Origin of the sequence: Streptomyces hyderabadensis, assembly GCF_020404845.1 — a bacterium.
Classification (GTDB): domain Bacteria; phylum Actinomycetota; class Actinomycetes; order Streptomycetales; family Streptomycetaceae; genus Streptomyces; species Streptomyces hyderabadensis.
This window is the reverse complement of record NZ_JAIOJZ010000058.1, coordinates 1-15,783: the sequence shown is the minus strand read 5'-3', so window position 1 is coordinate 15,783 and position 15,783 is coordinate 1. Positions and strand designations below refer to the sequence as shown.

At 74.0% G+C, this 15,783-nt stretch carries 17 protein-coding genes and 1 pseudogene; 10 read left to right on the top strand and 8 right to left on the bottom strand.

Annotated elements, in window-relative coordinates; genetic code table 11:
- The first annotated feature begins 17 nt into the window (after window positions 1-17).
- A complete protein-coding gene (locus K7854_RS31560; protein ID WP_226029974.1) occupies window positions 18-203 on the top strand; it encodes a hypothetical protein in 186 nt (61 codons plus the stop codon).
- Window positions 204-273: 70 nt separating this feature from the next.
- Here the strand turns inward: K7854_RS31560 and K7854_RS31555 are convergent, their stop codons facing one another.
- On the bottom strand, window positions 274-1,617 hold the full coding sequence (locus K7854_RS31555) for a S1 family peptidase (protein WP_226029973.1): 1,344 nt from the start codon (window positions 1,615-1,617) through the stop codon (window positions 274-276).
- A 151-nt stretch (window positions 1,618-1,768) separates the two neighbouring features.
- On the opposite strand from K7854_RS31555, the gene K7854_RS31550 reads away from it, so the two are divergent.
- Window positions 1,769-2,950, top strand: a complete 1,182-nt coding sequence (locus K7854_RS31550) for a MalY/PatB family protein (RefSeq protein ID WP_226029972.1) — start codon at window positions 1,769-1,771, stop codon at window positions 2,948-2,950.
- 49 nt (window positions 2,951-2,999) lie between these two features.
- Window positions 3,000-3,409 (top strand): annotated as a pseudogene (locus tag K7854_RS31545) (PPOX class F420-dependent oxidoreductase).
- A gap of 7 nt (window positions 3,410-3,416) precedes the next feature.
- Here K7854_RS31545 and K7854_RS31540 read toward each other — a convergent pair.
- Window positions 3,417-3,839 (bottom strand): Zn-ribbon domain-containing OB-fold protein, encoded by a 423-nt coding sequence (locus K7854_RS31540; RefSeq protein ID WP_226029971.1) that lies wholly within the window; start codon window positions 3,837-3,839, stop codon window positions 3,417-3,419.
- A 183-nt stretch (window positions 3,840-4,022) separates the two neighbouring features.
- On the bottom strand, window positions 4,023-4,757 hold the full coding sequence (locus K7854_RS31535; RefSeq protein WP_226029970.1) for a TetR family transcriptional regulator: 735 nt from the start codon (window positions 4,755-4,757) through the stop codon (window positions 4,023-4,025).
- Window positions 4,758-4,896: 139 nt separating this feature from the next.
- Between K7854_RS31535 and K7854_RS31530 the strand changes: the two genes are divergently transcribed.
- A complete protein-coding gene (locus tag K7854_RS31530; RefSeq protein ID WP_226029969.1) occupies window positions 4,897-5,730 on the top strand; it encodes an ATP-grasp domain-containing protein in 834 nt (277 codons plus the stop codon).
- Between the two features lie 18 nt (window positions 5,731-5,748).
- The gene (locus tag K7854_RS31525) at window positions 5,749-6,249 is read left to right on the top strand and encodes a flavin reductase family protein (RefSeq protein ID WP_226029968.1); all 501 of its coding nucleotides are present in this window, start codon (window positions 5,749-5,751) and stop codon (window positions 6,247-6,249) included.
- 52 nt (window positions 6,250-6,301) lie between these two features.
- Here K7854_RS31525 and K7854_RS31520 read toward each other — a convergent pair whose 3' ends face one another.
- Entirely contained in the window at window positions 6,302-6,685 is a 384-nt protein-coding gene (locus K7854_RS31520) for a hypothetical protein (protein WP_016325234.1), read from the bottom strand.
- Window positions 6,686-6,990: 305 nt separating this feature from the next.
- Window positions 6,991-7,908, bottom strand: a complete 918-nt coding sequence (locus K7854_RS31515; protein ID WP_226029967.1) for a MurR/RpiR family transcriptional regulator — start codon at window positions 7,906-7,908, stop codon at window positions 6,991-6,993.
- Between the two features lie 192 nt (window positions 7,909-8,100).
- Here K7854_RS31515 and K7854_RS31510 point away from each other — a divergent pair, with 192 nt between their 5' ends.
- On the top strand, window positions 8,101-8,274 hold the full coding sequence (locus K7854_RS31510; RefSeq protein ID WP_226029966.1) for a hypothetical protein: 174 nt from the start codon (window positions 8,101-8,103) through the stop codon (window positions 8,272-8,274).
- A gap of 39 nt (window positions 8,275-8,313) precedes the next feature.
- Here K7854_RS31510 and K7854_RS31505 read toward each other — a convergent pair whose 3' ends face one another.
- Complete coding sequence (locus K7854_RS31505; RefSeq protein ID WP_226029965.1) at window positions 8,314-8,964, bottom strand: nucleoside/nucleotide kinase family protein; 651 nt, start codon at window positions 8,962-8,964, stop codon at window positions 8,314-8,316.
- A 54-nt stretch (window positions 8,965-9,018) separates the two neighbouring features.
- Here K7854_RS31505 and K7854_RS31500 point away from each other — a divergent pair, with 54 nt between their 5' ends.
- The 4 genes from K7854_RS31500 to K7854_RS31485 all read left to right on the top strand — a co-directional run bounded on the left by K7854_RS31500 (window position 9,019) and on the right by K7854_RS31485 (window position 14,341).
- A complete protein-coding gene (locus K7854_RS31500) occupies window positions 9,019-9,759 on the top strand; it encodes a beta-phosphoglucomutase family hydrolase (RefSeq protein ID WP_226029964.1) in 741 nt (246 codons plus the stop codon).
- The gene (locus K7854_RS31495) at window positions 9,756-12,134 is read left to right on the top strand and encodes a glycoside hydrolase family 65 protein (RefSeq protein WP_226029963.1); all 2,379 of its coding nucleotides are present in this window, start codon (window positions 9,756-9,758) and stop codon (window positions 12,132-12,134) included. The genes K7854_RS31500 and K7854_RS31495 overlap by 4 nt, the downstream gene beginning before the upstream one ends.
- Before the next feature lie 164 nt (window positions 12,135-12,298).
- Complete coding sequence (locus K7854_RS31490) at window positions 12,299-13,792, top strand: hypothetical protein (protein WP_226029962.1); 1,494 nt, start codon at window positions 12,299-12,301, stop codon at window positions 13,790-13,792.
- A gap of 72 nt (window positions 13,793-13,864) precedes the next feature.
- Window positions 13,865-14,341 (top strand): DUF5709 domain-containing protein, encoded by a 477-nt coding sequence (locus tag K7854_RS31485; protein WP_226029961.1) that lies wholly within the window; start codon window positions 13,865-13,867, stop codon window positions 14,339-14,341.
- A gap of 57 nt (window positions 14,342-14,398) precedes the next feature.
- Here K7854_RS31485 and K7854_RS31480 read toward each other — a convergent pair whose 3' ends face one another.
- Together K7854_RS31480 and K7854_RS31475 are read right to left on the bottom strand one after the other, a co-directional pair.
- The gene (locus tag K7854_RS31480; protein ID WP_226029960.1) at window positions 14,399-14,620 is read right to left on the bottom strand and encodes a hypothetical protein; all 222 of its coding nucleotides are present in this window, start codon (window positions 14,618-14,620) and stop codon (window positions 14,399-14,401) included.
- Window positions 14,621-14,696: 76 nt separating this feature from the next.
- The coding region (locus tag K7854_RS31475) for a PP2C family protein-serine/threonine phosphatase (protein WP_226029959.1) at window positions 14,697-15,783 on the bottom strand (1,087 nt) is incomplete at its 5' end.

Here is a 15,783-nt window from a genome sequence, read left to right as displayed (position 1 = left end):
TTCACGTCGGGCGCCGTATGCTTCACAGCATGTCCACCACTGTTGAACCCTCCTCCGAGCGATCGGCTGCCGAGGTCAACGAGGAGATCCGGGCCCTGTGGCTCCGGTCGGGCGGGACACTGAGCGTCGAGCAGCGCGCGGAGTACCAGCGGCTCGTCATGGAGTGGGCCAACGCGGCCCCGGAGTCCGCGGACGCCGCCTGACCGGCGCCCGGACCTCCTCGCCCTCCCCGACCCCGGCAGCCCCCACGGGCCGGCCCTCGTCTCGGCCCGGTCAGCCCCACGTCGCTGAATAGTGCCGCTGGTAGGCCTTGCGGTCCTGCTCCGCCCGGATCCACCGGGTGGCCACCAGCGCGACCAGGCTGCCCGCCACGATCAGCAGCCCCGGGCCGACGTTCCGGCGGTCCGCGAGCCGGGCGAGCAGCGTCCTGCCCTCGACGCCCGTCGCGGGCACCGACGCCCCCGGGGCCGCGGCGCCCGGCGGCGAGGTCGCCGGGCCGCTCCCGGCGCCGCCCTGCTGCCCGGAGCCGACGAGCCGGACCCCGAGCGACTCCATGGCCTCCGGCAGCGGCTGGAAGAAGGTGGTGCCGCCCTTGTCGCAGTCACCGCTGCCGCCCGAGGTGACGCCGAGCGCGACCCCCTCGGAGAACATCGGCCCACCGCTGTCCCCGGGCTCGGCGCACACGTCGGTCTCGATCAGGCCGGTGACCGTGCCCTCCGGGTAGTTGACCGTCGCGTCCAGCGCCGTCACCCGGCCGTCGCGCAGCCCGCTGGTGCTCCCGCTGCGGAACACCCGCTGCCCGACCGCCGGTACGCCCGTCCCCGTGATCCGCACCCCCTTGCCGCCGCCGACCGCCACTAGGTCGGCGCCGTCGCCCGCCTCGCCGTTCGCGTACTCGACCAGGGAGAAGTCGTCCCCGGGGAAGCTCCCGGCGACGGTCCTGCCGACCTGCCGCTCGCCCCTGCCGTCGCCGAACCACACGGAGCCCGTCGGCCCGCAGTGTCCCGCGGTCAGGATGAAGTCGCTGGTGCCGTCGGTCACGTTGAAGCCCGCCGAACAGCGCCCCGCCGTGGACAGGATCGGCTCGGCGCCGTTCAGCCGGGTGGTGAAGGCGCCCTCGGTACGCTCCATGCGGACGAACCCGCCGATGCCCGCCGCGACGTCCGTCAGCCGCGCCCAGTCCGTTGCCGAGACCGTGCGGTCGCCGCGCACCACCACCTCGTTCGACCGGTAGTCGAGCGCCCAGGCCGTCCCGGACACCCGGGGGGCCGCGCGCAGCGTCGCGGCCGCCGACCTCAGCTCGGACATGCTGTGCCGCACCCGCTGCGCCGTGGCCCCGGCCCCCCGCACCTCCCGGGCCGCCCGCTCGTCGGTGACCGCCACCACCGCCCGCCCGTCCGAGCCGACCCAGTGGCCCGCCGTACGGTCGCCGCCCAGCCGGGACACGAGGCCGGCGCCGGTGCCGGACGCGGTCCGCGCGAGGGTGCGCGGCGCGGGGGAGGCGTCGGGGGGTTCGCTCGCCACGGCCCGGGTGACCATCGTGCCGCCGACCAGCAGTCCGCCGACGGCCGCCAGCCGTGCCACCCGCCGGACGATGCGTCGTCGTGCGTGCCTCATGCGTGCGCTCCCGAAACCGACCGCGCGGCGTCGCCGCCGCGGGGGCCTCCGGACGTCGGGCGCCCTCCTCCCATACGGGGGCGGGCACGGCGGCGTTCACCGCGCCCCGGTCCTGTTCCCCCGTGGCACGGCGCCGACCTATCTTGGCCCCATGACCAGCATCCCGTGGGACCAGTCCGGTGCACCGAACCCCCTGCGCGCGCTCACGCCCGACCAGTTGCGCAGGCGGACCAGCATGAAGTGGCGCACCTATCCGGCGGACGTGCTGCCGCTGTGGGTGGCCGAGATGGACGTGCAGCCGGCCGAATCCGTCGTGCGCGCCGTCACGCGGGCCATGGAACTCGGCGACACCGGCTACCCCGTCGGCACCGCCTACGCCGAGGCCCTCGCCGACTTCGCCGGCAAGCGGTGGGGCTGGGACGACCTGGCCGTGGAGCGCACGGCGATCGTGCCGGACGTGATGCTGGGCGTCGTCGAGATGCTCAAGCTGGTCACCCGGCCCGGCGACCCGGTGATCGTCAACCCGCCGGTGTACCCGCCGTTCTACCAGTTCGTCACCCACCTGGACCGGCGTGTGGTCGAGGCGCCGCTCGGCCCGGACCTGCGGATCGACGTCGGTGTGCTGGAGGAGGAGTTCCGGCGGGCCGTCGCGGGCGGCGGCCGGGCGGCCTTCCTGCTGTGCAGCCCGCACAACCCGACCGGCACCGTCCACACCGCCGGTGAACTGGCGGCCGTCGCGGCCCTGGCGGAGCGGTACGGCGTCCGGGTGGTCGCCGACGAGATCCACGCCCCGGTCGTCACCGCCCCCGGTGCCCGGTTCGTGCCCTACCTGAGCGTGCCCGGTGCCGAGCGCGGCTTCTCGCTGATGTCGGCGTCCAAGGGCTGGAACCTGCCCGGCCTCAAGGCGGCCGTGGCCGTCGCCGGGCCGGGTGCCGCCGACGACCTGGCGCGGATGCCGGAGGAGGTCGGTCACGGGCCGAGCCATGTCGGCGTCCTCGCCCACACCGCCGCCCTGCGCGACGGCACCGACTGGCTGGACGCCGTGCTCGCCGGGCTCGACGAGAACCGCCGGCTGCTCACCGGCCTGCTCGCCGAGCGGCTCCCGGGGGTCGTCCACCGCGCCGGGGAGGCGACCTACCTCGCCTGGCTCGACTGCCGCGCCCTCGGCCTCGGCGACGACCCGGCGGAGGTCTTCCTCGACCGGGGCCGGGTGGCCCTCAGTTCCGGTCTCCCCTTCGGCAGCGGCGGGGCGGGACACGTGCGGCTCAACCTGGCGACCTCGCCGGAGTTGCTCACGGAGGCGGTGCGCAGGATGGCGTCGGTCCTGGAGTGAGGCGCCTGGGCCGCGGGGCACCGGCGGGACACCCGTAGACTTCCGGAGCATGGACGACGACGCGTCACTGGCCCGGCTCGGCGCCGGCAAGTACCTGCTGGTCACCACGTACCGGAGGAACGGCACCCCGGTCGCCACCCCGGTGTGGGTGGTGCGGGACGGGGACGCGCTCGGCGTCTGGACGGTGGCCGACTCCTGGAAGGTCAAGCGCGTGCGCAACGCGCCGACGTCCTGGTGGGCCCCTGCGACGTGCGCGGCAGGCCGACCGGCGCACAGGTCCCGGGGACCGCTCAGCTGTGCGACCCGGCCACCACCGCCCGCTACCGGCGGCTGCTCGCCCGCAAGTACGGCGTCGTCGGCCGGCTCACCCTGCTCGGCAGCCGGCTGCGCAGGGGCCTCGACGGGACCCTGGGCATCCGCATCACGCTCACGTCCGGACCGGCGGCGGCCGGGAGCTGACCGGCCCTCAGGTCCAGGCCCGGTACGGCTCGTCGACCAGCTGGAACACCGGCTCGCCGCGCACCGGGTCCTTGGCCGTGGACAGCCGCACCCGGTCGCCGCTGTGGATGCCGATCAGCGGGCCCATGACCCGGCCGCGCAGCACGAAGCCCTCGGCCATCTCGATGAGGGAGACATTGCGGGCGGCAGGCGTGTTGCGGTGCACCACCGTGGCGTGGCGCACCGTCCCCGTGCCCTCGCTCCGCTCCGTACGCAGCTCGCTGCCGCGGCAGACCGGGCACAGCACCCGGTGGTACATGGCGGTGCCGCACCAGGTGCAGCGCTGGTAGAAGACGGCCTCGGTCTCCGCGTCCCGGCTCTCGGCCTTCGGGTCGAGCAGGCCCGTCGCGGGCCCGGCCGCCTGCTGAGCGACGTTTCCTGAGTGGTACACGCTGGTCAACTCCCTGCACTCGGGCCGGAATCCCGCGTGCGCGGTCACCGGGCACGCGTGTGCGCGGTCACCGTGCCACCGTGCACGCACCCAGCGTATGGCACTCAGTGTCACTCGTAAAGGCACTCGGTACCCTTGATTGCGGCCGACGGGCGAGTGCGCGGGCCGGGGTTCTCCCGGCACTCAGTCGCGCGCGAACGCTGTCTCGATCTCCCGCAGCACCTGCCACAGGGGTGTCCCGCGGCGTGCGGCCACGACCACCACGTCCTCGGGCGCGGTGCCGCGGGGCGGCACCGGCACGTCGCCGAAGGCGGACTGCGCGTACGCCAGCGCGTGGTCCACCGCCGCGCCCGCGTCGTCCCGGCCGTCCGAACGCAGCCAGGACCGCAGGGCGTTGTTGTGCGCCGCGACCACCGCGGCCGCGATCACGTCGGCCCGCAGGATCCCGTCCGGGCGTCCGCCCAGCCGCCCGCGCAGATACTCGGCGAGGGCGCGCTCGTAGCGCCACACCACCGACAACTCGTAGGCGCGCAGCCCCGGGACCTTCTTGGTGAGGTGGTAACGCTGCACGGAGAAGGCGGGGTTCTCGGCGTACATGCCCAGCACCAGCCGGGCCGCGTCGCAGACCCGCCGCACCGGGTCGGCGTCGTCGGGGGAGCGGGCCAGGAACGCCTCCATGTCGGCCAGGCACCGCTCGTGGTCGGGGAAGACCACGTCCTCCTTGGACGGGAAGTACCGGAAGAAGGAGCGCCGTCCGACGCCGGCGAGAGCGACGATGTCGTCCACGGTGGTCTGTTCGTACCCGCGCTCCAGGAACAGCCGGAACGCCGCCGCCACCAGCGCCTCCCGCATCGGTGGCCGGACCTGTGCCGGGTCCGTCCCGTCCCCGCGGCGGGGAGCCGTGTTGCTGGTGCTCATGCAGGGGAACGTAGCAGCTCGACGAGGGTCATGGCACTCGGTGCAGCATCCCGAGGGAACTGAGTGCACTGCCGGCACTGTCACCTTGCCACGCCCGGTCGCATACGATCACTTCCGATCACCCCCGGAGGAGTCCCGCATGCCGTCCACCCGCCCCCGCATCCTGTACGTCACCGACCTGGCCTATCAGGCGCGCGGGCGGCGCTACTGCGACGAGGACATCCACCTGGCCTCCCGGCTGCGCGAGGAGTTCGACCTGGCCCTGTGCCACCCCCGGGACGCCGCCGCGCTGCTGGACGCCTTCGACGCCGTCGTGGTCCGCAACAGCGGGCCCGTGCAGGGGTACGAGGACGCCTACGAGGCCTTCCGCGAGCGCGCGGCCGAGCGCGGGACGCGCGTCTACAACCAGCTCACCGGCCGGGCGGACATGGTCGGCAAGCAGTACCTGCTCGACCTCACCGCCGCGGGCTTCCCGGTCATCCCCACCGTCGACCGCGCCGCGGACCTGCACCGGCTGCCCGCCGCTGACGAGTACGTCGTCAAGCCCCGGCGCGGCGCCGACTCGGCGGGCCTGATGATCGTCCCCGCGGCCCGCGTGACCGAGGCGCTGGCCGGCGCCGCGGACCTGCTCGTCCAGCCGCGCGTCGACTTCGCCTACGAGGTCTCCTTCTACTTCGTCGACCACGACTACCAGTACGCCCTCCACGCGTCGCACCCCGACCGCCGCTGGCAGCTGGAGCCGTACGACGCCACCGCGGCCGACCTCGACTTCGCGCGGCGGTTCATCGAGTGGAACGGCGTCGACCACGGCATCCAGCGCGTCGACGCCTGCCGCGCACCCGGTGGTGAGCTGCTGCTGGTCGAGCTGGAGGACCTCAACCCCTACCTGTCCCTGGACGCCCTCGACGAGCCGGCCCGGGACGCCTTCGTCACCGCCCTGCGCGCGGCACTGCGGCGGCTGCTCGCCCGCTGAGCCGTCCCGGCGCCTAGCATGGCGGCCATGGACGTGTTCCTCGACCGGCTCGACCCGGACATGTGCGTCGTCACGGCCGCCGCGGACGGGGAACGGGCCGGCTGCCTGGTCGCCTTCTCCTCCCAGTGCTCGCTGAAGCCCGTGCGGTACGTCGTGTGGATCTCCGACGTCAACCGGACCTTCCGCGTCGCGCGGTCCGCCGAGGTCCTGGCGGTCCACCTGCTGGCCCGCGAGCAGCGCGGGACGGCCGAGCTGTTCGGCGGTCTCACCGGCGACGACGTCGACAAGTTCGGCCGGGTCCGCTGGCGGGAGGCGTACGGAGGGGCCGCCGTGCTGGAGGACGCCGAGGCGTGGTTCGTGGGGCGGGTCGTCGAGCGGACCGCCGGGGGCGACCACGTCGGTTTCGTCCTGGAGCCGGTCGAGTGGGGCGGGCGCGAGCGGTCGGCCGGACAGCCCGCCGGACCGCTGCTGCGGCTCGCCGACGCCCGCACCGTGCGGCCCGGGCACCCCGTGGACTGAACCGCTCCGGCCCGTCGTCCGTCCGCCGGTGCCCGTCCGTCAGCGCCCGCCGTCAGCGCCCGGCGGTGCCGCGCTCGGCCAGCGCCTCGGTGACGGCCCGTACGCTGCGCGCGATGTGCTGCAGCTGGAGCACCTCCGCCGCGTACAGCTTGATGGTGTGCTCGATGGCCGCCTCGTGCAGGCCGAGTCGCGGCAGGTCCGCCCGGGCGGTCTGCAGCGCGGTGCGGGCCACCCGGATCTCGTGCTGGACCTGGATCTGCGCATGGCGGGCGAGCAGCACCGGGTGCCGGATCAGCGCCGGATAACCGGCGTAGCGCGCCGGGACCAGCTCACGCAGCCACCTGGTGGCCGAGCGTTCCCAGTCGTAGCTGCCGGGGGTCTTGACCTGGCAGGGCCAGTCCGGGCTGATGCGCGTGGTCGTCAGGGGCATGATCATCGCTTCCGGGTGTGCGGCGTCGACGGGGTGGGCGACGGGTGGGGGGCGGTCCCGGTCCAGGGGACGACCGGGACCGCCGCGGGCGCTCGCGCAGGCGATGCCCGACCGGAACACCCGGTGCGCCGGAGCGGGTAGGAGTCGGCGGCCGAGGTGTTCGCGGCAGGTGCGGACGCGTTCCGGGGCGGCCGGGTCGCGATCCGTGAGCAGTATTTATATATGCCATCGGCTTTGCAAGACGTATGAAAACATTCATGCCTGCTTTGACGGGGATGGCCCCGTCTGCGCCGACCAATCGCCCGGGCGGCTCAGTCCCGCAGGAAGAACTGGTGCTGGTCCGCGACCTGCTCGTACTCCTCCAGCCGCGCCTGGGTCCGCTCGGGATCGGCGTCGGTCATGGCCTGGAGCAGCGCCGCGCACATCACGCCCGGCGCCGCGTAGGAGTCGAAGACCAGCCGGGACCCGGTGCCGGTGGCGAACGTGACGTCGGCCTCGTCCACCACGGGGCCGAGCGCCAGGTCGGTGATGAGCGCCACCTTCAGCCCGGCACCGCGTGCCACGCGCACCGCGCCGAGGGTCTCGTGGGCGTGCCGGGGCATGGAGAAGGCCAGCACCCAGGTGCCCCCGGCCTCCCGGGACTGGAGCAGGGCGTCGTAGGCGACCGTGCCGCCCCGGGTCACCAGGCGAACGTCGGGGTGGACCCGGCGGGCCGCGTAGGCGAAGTACTCGGCGAGCGACACCGAGATGCGCAGCCCGAGGACGGTGAGCGGCGCGGAGGCGGCCAGCTTGCGGCCCACGTCGATCACCCGGTCCGCGTCGGCGAAGTCGCGCCGCAGGTTCTCCAGGTTCTCGATCTCGGCGTCCACCGCCGCCTGCAGTTCGTTGCCCCGGTACTCCTCGGCCGCGGATCCGCCCCGGCCGCCCAGCGCGATCGCCTGGAGTTGCTCCCGCAACGCCGGGTAGCCGCTGAAGCCGACCGCCGACGCGAACCGCGTCACCGACGGCTGGCTCACACCCACCCGGTCGGCCAGGTCGGTGATCGACAGGAACGCCGCCTCGGTGAGGTGCTCGATGAGGTACTGCGCGATGCGCCGCTGCCCCGGGGAGAGGCGGGGCCGGTCGAAGAGCGTCCTGAGCCGGGAGGTGGGGGAGATCTCCGACTGCTCGGCGGCCCGCCCCGAGGTGATCGCCGACGCCTGTGCACGTGCCTGCTGCGGCGATGGCACGGGTGCGCCTCCTTTGTCTCCCAGGTCTCCCACGGGGGTCAACATAGCTCACCCCCTGCGCCGGGCAGCCCCGACCGCCGGACCCGGGAACCGCGCCCTCCAGCCCCGGACGCCCGGACGGGGATAGCACCGCGTCGCCCGGGAACCCGCCGTCACGGAAGGACCCGCAGACACTGACGAGGAGCCGAGGTCATGACCGTCCCGGAAGAGAACCGGCCGAAGACCGACACCACCGACGACGTTCTCGGCGGGCGCCGGCGCGAGCGCGAGGAGGAGGAACCCCGGCCGCCGGGCGGCACCGGCCGGACCCTGCGCGAGGCACTCGAAGAGGCGGACGTCCGCCCCGACGACTTCGAGGAGAAGTGACCGGGCCGGAGTAGTAGTGACCGTGCCGCCGTCCGGGTGTCAGGGAGGCGGGACCGCCTCCGCCGGTACCACCAGGTCGGCCCGGTGCCGGGTGGCCGCCACCAGGTCGGCGTTGCGCTGGTCGGGGCCGCGGGCCCACGCGGCCGCGTCCGCTGGCGACTTGCCGAAGCGCTCGTGCCGCGCCACGAGCCGTTCGACGCGCTCGGACTCCTCCAGGCCGCAGAACCACACCTCGTCGAGCCGGGCCCGCACCCGCGCCCAGGGCCCGCGCTCCAGCAGCAGGTAGTTGCCCTCCGTCACCACCAGCCGGGCCGAGGGCGGCACCGGCACCGCCCCGGCCAGGGGCTGTTCCAGCACCCGCTCGAAGCCGGGCGCGTAGACGACCTCGCCGTCCCGCTCCGCGCGCAGCCGGTCGAGGAGCGCCGCGTACCCGGCCGCGTCGAAGGTGTCCGGCGCACCCTTGCGGTCCCGGCGGCCCAGCCGCTCCAGTTCCGCGTCGGCCAGATGGAATCCGTCCATCGGCACGTGCGCCACCCATGGCGCGCCCGTACCGTTCAGCTCCCGCACCAGATGCTCGGCGAGCGTCGACTTCCCGGCGCCGGGACTGCCCGTGATGCCCAGGATCGCGCGCCGCCCGTCACGGGGGAGCCGGCGGGCGCGGGTGAGCAGGTCCTCGAAACTCAGCGGCACACCGCACAGTGTGTCACCTGATCGGAGTCGCCCCGGCGGGGAACTGTGGGGGGTATGACGACGCAGCTCGGACTTCCCGACGACATCCAGGCCTGCCTCTTCGACCTCGACGGGGTCGTCACCAGGACGGCGGTGGTGCACGCCGCCGCCTGGAAGGAGACGTTCGACGCCTTCCTGCGCGAGCGGGACGGCGCCGGCTTCCGCCCCTTCACCGACTCCGACTACGACCAGTACGTCGACGGCCGCCCCCGCGCCGACGGCGTCCGCTCCTTCCTCGCCTCCCGCGGCGTCGAACTGCCCGAGGGAACGCCCGACGACCCGCCGGACGCACAGACCGTCAACGGCGTCGGCAACCGCAAGAACGAACTCCTCCTGGAGAAGATCCGCACCGACGGCGTGGAGCCCTACGAGGGCACCCTGCGCTACATCGACGCCGTCCGCGCCGCCGGTCTGGCCACCGCGATCGTCTCCTCCAGCGCCAACACCCGGGACGTGCTGCACTCCATCGACGCCGAGCGGCTGTTCGACGTGCGGATCGACGGCGTCGTGGCCCGGGAGCGGAAACTGCCGGGCAAACCGCACCCCGACACCTTCCTGGCCGCCGCCCGCGACCTCGGCGTCGAACCGTCCCGCGCCGCCGTCTTCGAGGACGCGCTGGCCGGCATGGACGCGGGCCGCTCCGGACACTTCGGCTACGTGGTCGGCGTCGACCGCGTCGGCCAGACCGACGCCCTTTACGCCCACGGCGCCGACCGCGTCGTCAAGGACCTCGCCGAGCTGGGGGGCCGGGCGTGATCACCAACCGGACGTACACCGTGGAGCCCTGGCGGGTGCGCGAGACGGCGCTCAACCTCGACCTGCTGGCCCAGAGCGAATCCGTCTTCGCCCTGTCCAACGGGCACGTCGGCTGGCGCGGCAACCTCGACGAGGGCGAACCGCACGGCCTGCCTGGCAGCTACCTCAACGGCGTCTACGAACTCCACCCGCTGCCCTACGCCGAAGCGGGCTACGGCTATCCGGAGTCCGGCCAGACCGTCATCAACGTCACCAACGGCAAGCTGCTGCGGCTGCTGGTCGACGACGAGCCCTTCGACCTGCGCTACGGACGGCTCCGCAAGCACGAACGCACCCTGGACCTCAGGCGCGGCGTGCTGGAGCGCAGCTGCGAGTGGACCTCCCCGGCCGGCACCACCGTCCGGGTGCGCTCCACCCGCCTGGTCTCCCTCACCCAGCGCGCCATCGCCGCCGTGGAGTACGAGGTCGAGCCCGTCGACAGCCGCACCCGGATCGTCATCCAGTCCGAACTGGTCGCCAACGAGAGCCTGCCCAGCGCCGACGGCGACCCCAGGGCGGCGCAGGCGCTGCAGTCCCCGCTGGAGCCCGAGGAGGACCTGGCCGTCGGCTCCCGGCTGCGGCTGGTCCACCGCACCCGGCGCAGCGGCCTCAGGGTCGCCGTGGCCGCCGACCACGTCGTCGACGCACCGGGGGAGATCAGCACCAGCAGCGAGAGCAACACGGACGTGTCCCGGCTGACCATCACCTCCGTCCTGGACCCGGGCCAGCGGCTGCGGGTGCAGAAGACCGTCGCCCACGGCTGGTCGGGCGCCCGCTCCCGGCCCGCGATGAGCGACCAGGTCGAGGCAGCGCTGGCCGCCGCCGCGCACGGCGGGTGGGACGGCCTGGTGGCCGAACAGCGGGAGTACCTCGACGACTTCTGGGCCCGCGCGGACGTCGAGGTGCACGGCGACGAGGAGATCCAGCAGGCCGTCCGCTTCGCCCTGTTCCACGTGCTGCAGGCAGGCGCCCGCGCCGAACAACGCGCGATTCCGGCCAAGGGACTGACCGGCTCCGGATACGACGGCCACGCGTTCTGGGACACCGAGATGTTCGTGCTGCCGGTCCTCACCTACACCGCGCCCAAGGCGGTCGCCGAGGCACTGCGCTGGCGGCAGGCCACCCTGCCCGCCGCCCGCGACCGCGCCGCCCAGCTCGGGCTGCGCGGCGCCGCCTTCCCGTGGCGGACCATCGACGGCTCGGAGGGCTCCGCGTACTGGCCGGCCGGCACGGCCGCCTTCCACGTGGCCGCCGACATCGCGCACGCCGCGGTGCGCTACACGGCGGCGACCGGCGACCTCGACTTCGAACGCGAGACCGCCCTGGAACTCCTGGTGGAGACGGCCCGGCTGTGGCGCTCGCTGGGCCACCACGACCCGCACGGCGTCTTCCACATCGACGGCATCACAGGGCCGGACGAGTACAGCGCCGTCGTCGACGACAACACGTACACCAACCTCATGGCACGCTCCAACCTGCTCGCCGCCGCCGACGTGTGCGAACGCCACCCGGAGGAGGCGACCCGGCTCGGCGTCGACGAGGAGGAGAGCGCCGCCTGGCGGGACGCGGCCGAGGCCGTGCACATCCCCTACAACGAGGAGATCGGCGTCCACGAGCAGCACGCCGGCTTCACCCGCCACCAGCGCTGGGACTTCGCGAACACCCGGGCCGACCAGTACCCGCTGATGCTGCACTTCCCGTACTTCGACATCTACCGCAAGCAGGTCGTCAAGCAGTCCGACCTGGTGCTCGCCATGTACACCTGCGGCAGCTGGTTCGACGCCCACTGCGACGAGGACCAGATGGCCGCGAACTTCGCCTACTACGAGCCGCTGACCGTACGGGACTCCTCCCTGTCCGCCTGCTGCCAGGCCGTCGTCGCCGCCCAGACGGGCCACCTGCGCCTCGCCTACGACTACGCCACCGAGGCCGCCCTGATGGACCTGGCGGACCTGGAGCACAACACCCGCGACGGGCTGCACATCGCCTCGCTGGCCGGTACCTGGATGGCACTGGTCGCCGGGTTCGGCGGCACCCGCCGGGACGGCGACAGCCTGCGCTTCACCCCGCGGCTGCCCGAGAAGTTCAGCCGGCTCGCCTTCCGGCTCCAGTTCCGCGGCCGGTGCGTGCAGGTGGAGATCGGCCCCGACCGGGCCTCGTACTCGCTGCTGGCCGGGCCGCCCCTGACGATCCACCACCACGGAACCGAGGTGCACGTGGCCGGGGACGAGCCCGTCACGCTCGGCATCTCCGCGCCGAAGTGGCGGCCCACCCCCGAACAGCCGCCGCACCGCCGCCCCGGCGTCACCGAACGCCCTGCCCCCGGCGACGGATGAGATCGCGCGACTGGCCGAGATCCACCCTGCGGATCACTGGCACGCGGGTTAGTTTGACCATGTTTTCCGGGAATCCGCGATCACGCGGGTGCCGGGCTCCCGCCACAGGCGGCAGGAGGTGAGCGACGAGCGACCCCGCGACGAGCGGGGGTGAGGGGTGCACGATGGCCGACGGCGCGAGCACGATCCTCGTCGGCAGACGCGGACGCCGAGGCGATGCCGAGGGGCCGCCCGGCACCCCCCGGCGGCTGCGCGGCGACCTGCCGATCGCGGCGGTGGCCGCCGTCTTCGCCCTGGCCCAACTGGTCCTCGTGCACCCCACGATGGGCCTCGGCTGGGACGAGATCGTGTACGTCAGCCAGGTCACCACCCACCACCCCGCCGCCTTCTTCAGCGCGCCCCGCTCCCGCGGCGTCTCCCTGCTGGTGGCACCCGTCGCCTCCTGGTCGGACTCCACCGCACTCCTGCGCGTCTATCTCGCCGTCCTCTCGGGCCTCGGCCTGTACCTCGCCCTGCGCGCCTGGCAGGGCCTGTTCCCGGCCCGGGTCCTCGCCACGGCCGGTGCGTTCTTCGCCACCCTGTGGGTGACCCTCTTCTACGGCCCGCAGGCCATGCCCAACTACTGGGTCGCGATCGGCGCCCTCGTCACCGTGGGCTGCGCCCTGCGCGCCCTGGGCGCCGGACGTGGGCACGCCGGGCGGGGCGTCCTGTGGGGCGTGGCGGCCGGCGCCGTGCTGATGGCGCTGATGCGGCCCGCCGACGCCGTCTGGGTGGCCCTGCCCCTGCTGGTCCTCGTCCTCGTACGCCGGCACTGGCCGCTGCTGCTCGCCCTCGCGGGCGGCCTGGCGGCCGGGGGAGCGGAGTGGGTGGTCGAGGCGTACGCCTGGTACGGGGGTCCGGGGGAGCGGCTGTCCCGGGCCTCCGAGATCCAGGGCGGCCTCGGCTGGAACATCGCCGTCGACGACCAGATGCGCAGCCTGGGCGGACGGGGACTGTGCCGCCCGTGCACCGGATCCATGCCGCATCCGGTCGTCACCCTGTGGTGGCTGCTCCTCCCGGTCGTCGCCGCCCTGGGCGCGGTCGTCGCGGTCCGGGCCCGCCGCGCCACCGCGACGCTGCTCCCCCTCGCCTGCGCCGTCACGGCCGCGGCACCCTACCTGTTCATGATCGGCTACGCGGCGCCCCGCTTCCTGCAGCCCGCCTACGCCCTGCTCGCCGTACCGGTCGCCGACGCGCTGTGGCACCTGGCCAGGACCGGGCGGGACCGGTGGCGGCCGGTGGCCGCGACGCTGGTCGCGCTCGCGGTGGCCGGGCACCTAGCGGTCCAGTTCTCGGTCCTGGTGGGCACCGTGGACCGCAACGTCGAGAGCCGCCAGGACTGGGCCCGCGTCGCTGACGAACTGCACCGGCTCGGAGTCCGCCCGCCCTGCCTGCTCACCGGGCACGAGTCCATCCCGGTCGGCTACTACACGGGCTGCTCCTCCGGCTCCACCAGCGGCAACAACGAGAACACCACCGCCGCCGAGATCACGGACACCGCCCGGCGCATCCCGGTCGCCGCCCTCACCGGCCCCGGCGGCACCCCGCCCGGCTACGCCCGCGACTGGACCCCGCACCGCGTCACCGACCTGGAGATCCGCGTCGCACCCCCGGGTTAGAGATCGTGTATCGGGAAACGCGAACCGGACAACGCAACGACCCGGCCGACGCAGCGCGAGAGGGAGGCAGCGATGGGCACGGACCCGATGGCCGACGACGCCTACCAGCCCACCGGAAGCAACGAGGAGCAGGAGGACGCCGCGCCCCTCGACCTCCAGGACGCCGTCGACGAGCGGACCTACGACGACACGCTCGACGAGGGCTACTCTCCGCCGGAGAAACCCCTGGGCGTGACCAAGCACGGCACCACGGCCGCCGAGCAGCACGACGGCGAGACCCTCGACGAACGGCTGGCCGAGGAGGTGCCGGACGTGTCGGCGCCCGACGGGGACGGCGTCGGCGACGAAGTCGACGGCGAGGGCGAACCGGTCGACCCGGAGGCGGGCACCGACCGGGCCGGCCGCCTGGTCGCCCCCGACGAGGGCGTACGCACCGACACCACCAAGGAGACCGTCGCGGAGGACGTCGGCATCGACGGCGGAGCCGCGGGCGCCGAGGAGGCCGCGGTGCACGTGGTGGAGGACGAGACGCGGCTGCCGGAACCCTAGGGCGACCACGCCGGGAGCCCCGGCCGGACGAGCACGTCCGGCCGGGGCTCCCGGCGCTCAGGGCAGCAGCTTGTCGAGGGCCGAGGGGCCCTCCTCGGCCAGCTTGCGCCTGGCCCACTCCAGGTTCTGCGGGGTGACGTCCCGGCCGGCCGCCAGGACCACGTCCTCCGGGGACACGTCCGTCCCGGTGCGGGCGTGGAGCAGGTCGTCCGGAGTGGCGCGGTCGTCGCCCGCGCGGGCTTCGGAGGGTCGGGAGGCGTCGGGCTGTGACGTCGACATGATCAGTGCTCCTCGGATCCGGATCGCTACTTCGGTGCCGTGCTGTTGTCGGTCCCGAATATCCCGATAACACCATTCAATGCGGAACCGGCCCGCGCATCCGGAGCGCCGGCGGCGAAGGGGTGAGCACCAGCATCGTCACGTCGTCCTGCACGTCCGGGCAGAACCGCGCGAGGTCCGCCCAGACCAGGTCGGGAAGGGCCGCGGAGTCCTCGCCCGCGAGGGTGCTCAGCCGCTCCGCCAGCGGATAGAACGCGCCGTCGTCGTCCCTCGCCTCGACCACCCCGTCGGAGGCGAGGAAGAGCCGGTCGCCGGGGCGCAGCGACACCGTGCACGCCTCGATCGACCCGGCGTCCGCGAGGCCCAGCCCGAGCGGCGTCCACGGCGACACCTCCAGCTCGGTGGCGTCCGCACCCCGCAGCAGCACTGGCGGCGGGTTGCCGCAGACCACGACGCGCACCTGGAGGGCGTCGTCGGAGAACTCCAGCAGCGCGGCCGTCGCGAACAGCTCGGCGTGCCGCGCCTCGGCCGAGTCCACCAGCAGCCTGCGGTCAAGACGCCCCGCCACCGCCGCCAGGTCCGGCTGGTCGAGCACCGCCTCCCGGAAGGCCCCCAGCAGCGAGGCGACCGTGGAGACCGCCGCCAGGCCGTGGCCCTGGACGTCCCCCATCACCACCCGTACGCCGAAGGGGCCGTCCCGCACGTCGAAGAAGTCGCCCCCGACCAGGGTCCCGCGCTGCGCCGCCCGGTACAGCCCCGCACACCGCACCGCCCCCACCCGCTCGGGCAGCGGCGGCACCACGGCGTGCTGCGCGGCCTCGGCGACCGTGCGCTCCAGCCCCAGCTGGGCGTCGCGGCGACTGCGTACGAAGGACACGAAGACGCTGAGCACGGAGACGAAGACGATGGTCAGCAGGTCGGCGTCGCCCGGCCGGTCGAGCTGCAGGGCCGGGATGTGCAGCAGCGCGATCACCACCCCGCCCAGCACGGCGGTCGCCAGCGGACCGTACGACAGCACGGCCAGCGGCGGGATGGCACCGAGCAGGAACCCGATCTCCAGGGGCTCGTCGCTGAGCAGCGTCGCCGCGACGATCCCCACGACGAGGGCCGGCGGCAGCACCCGCACCCAGCGGGGCGGCGGAGCCCCGCTCAGCCAGCTCCGC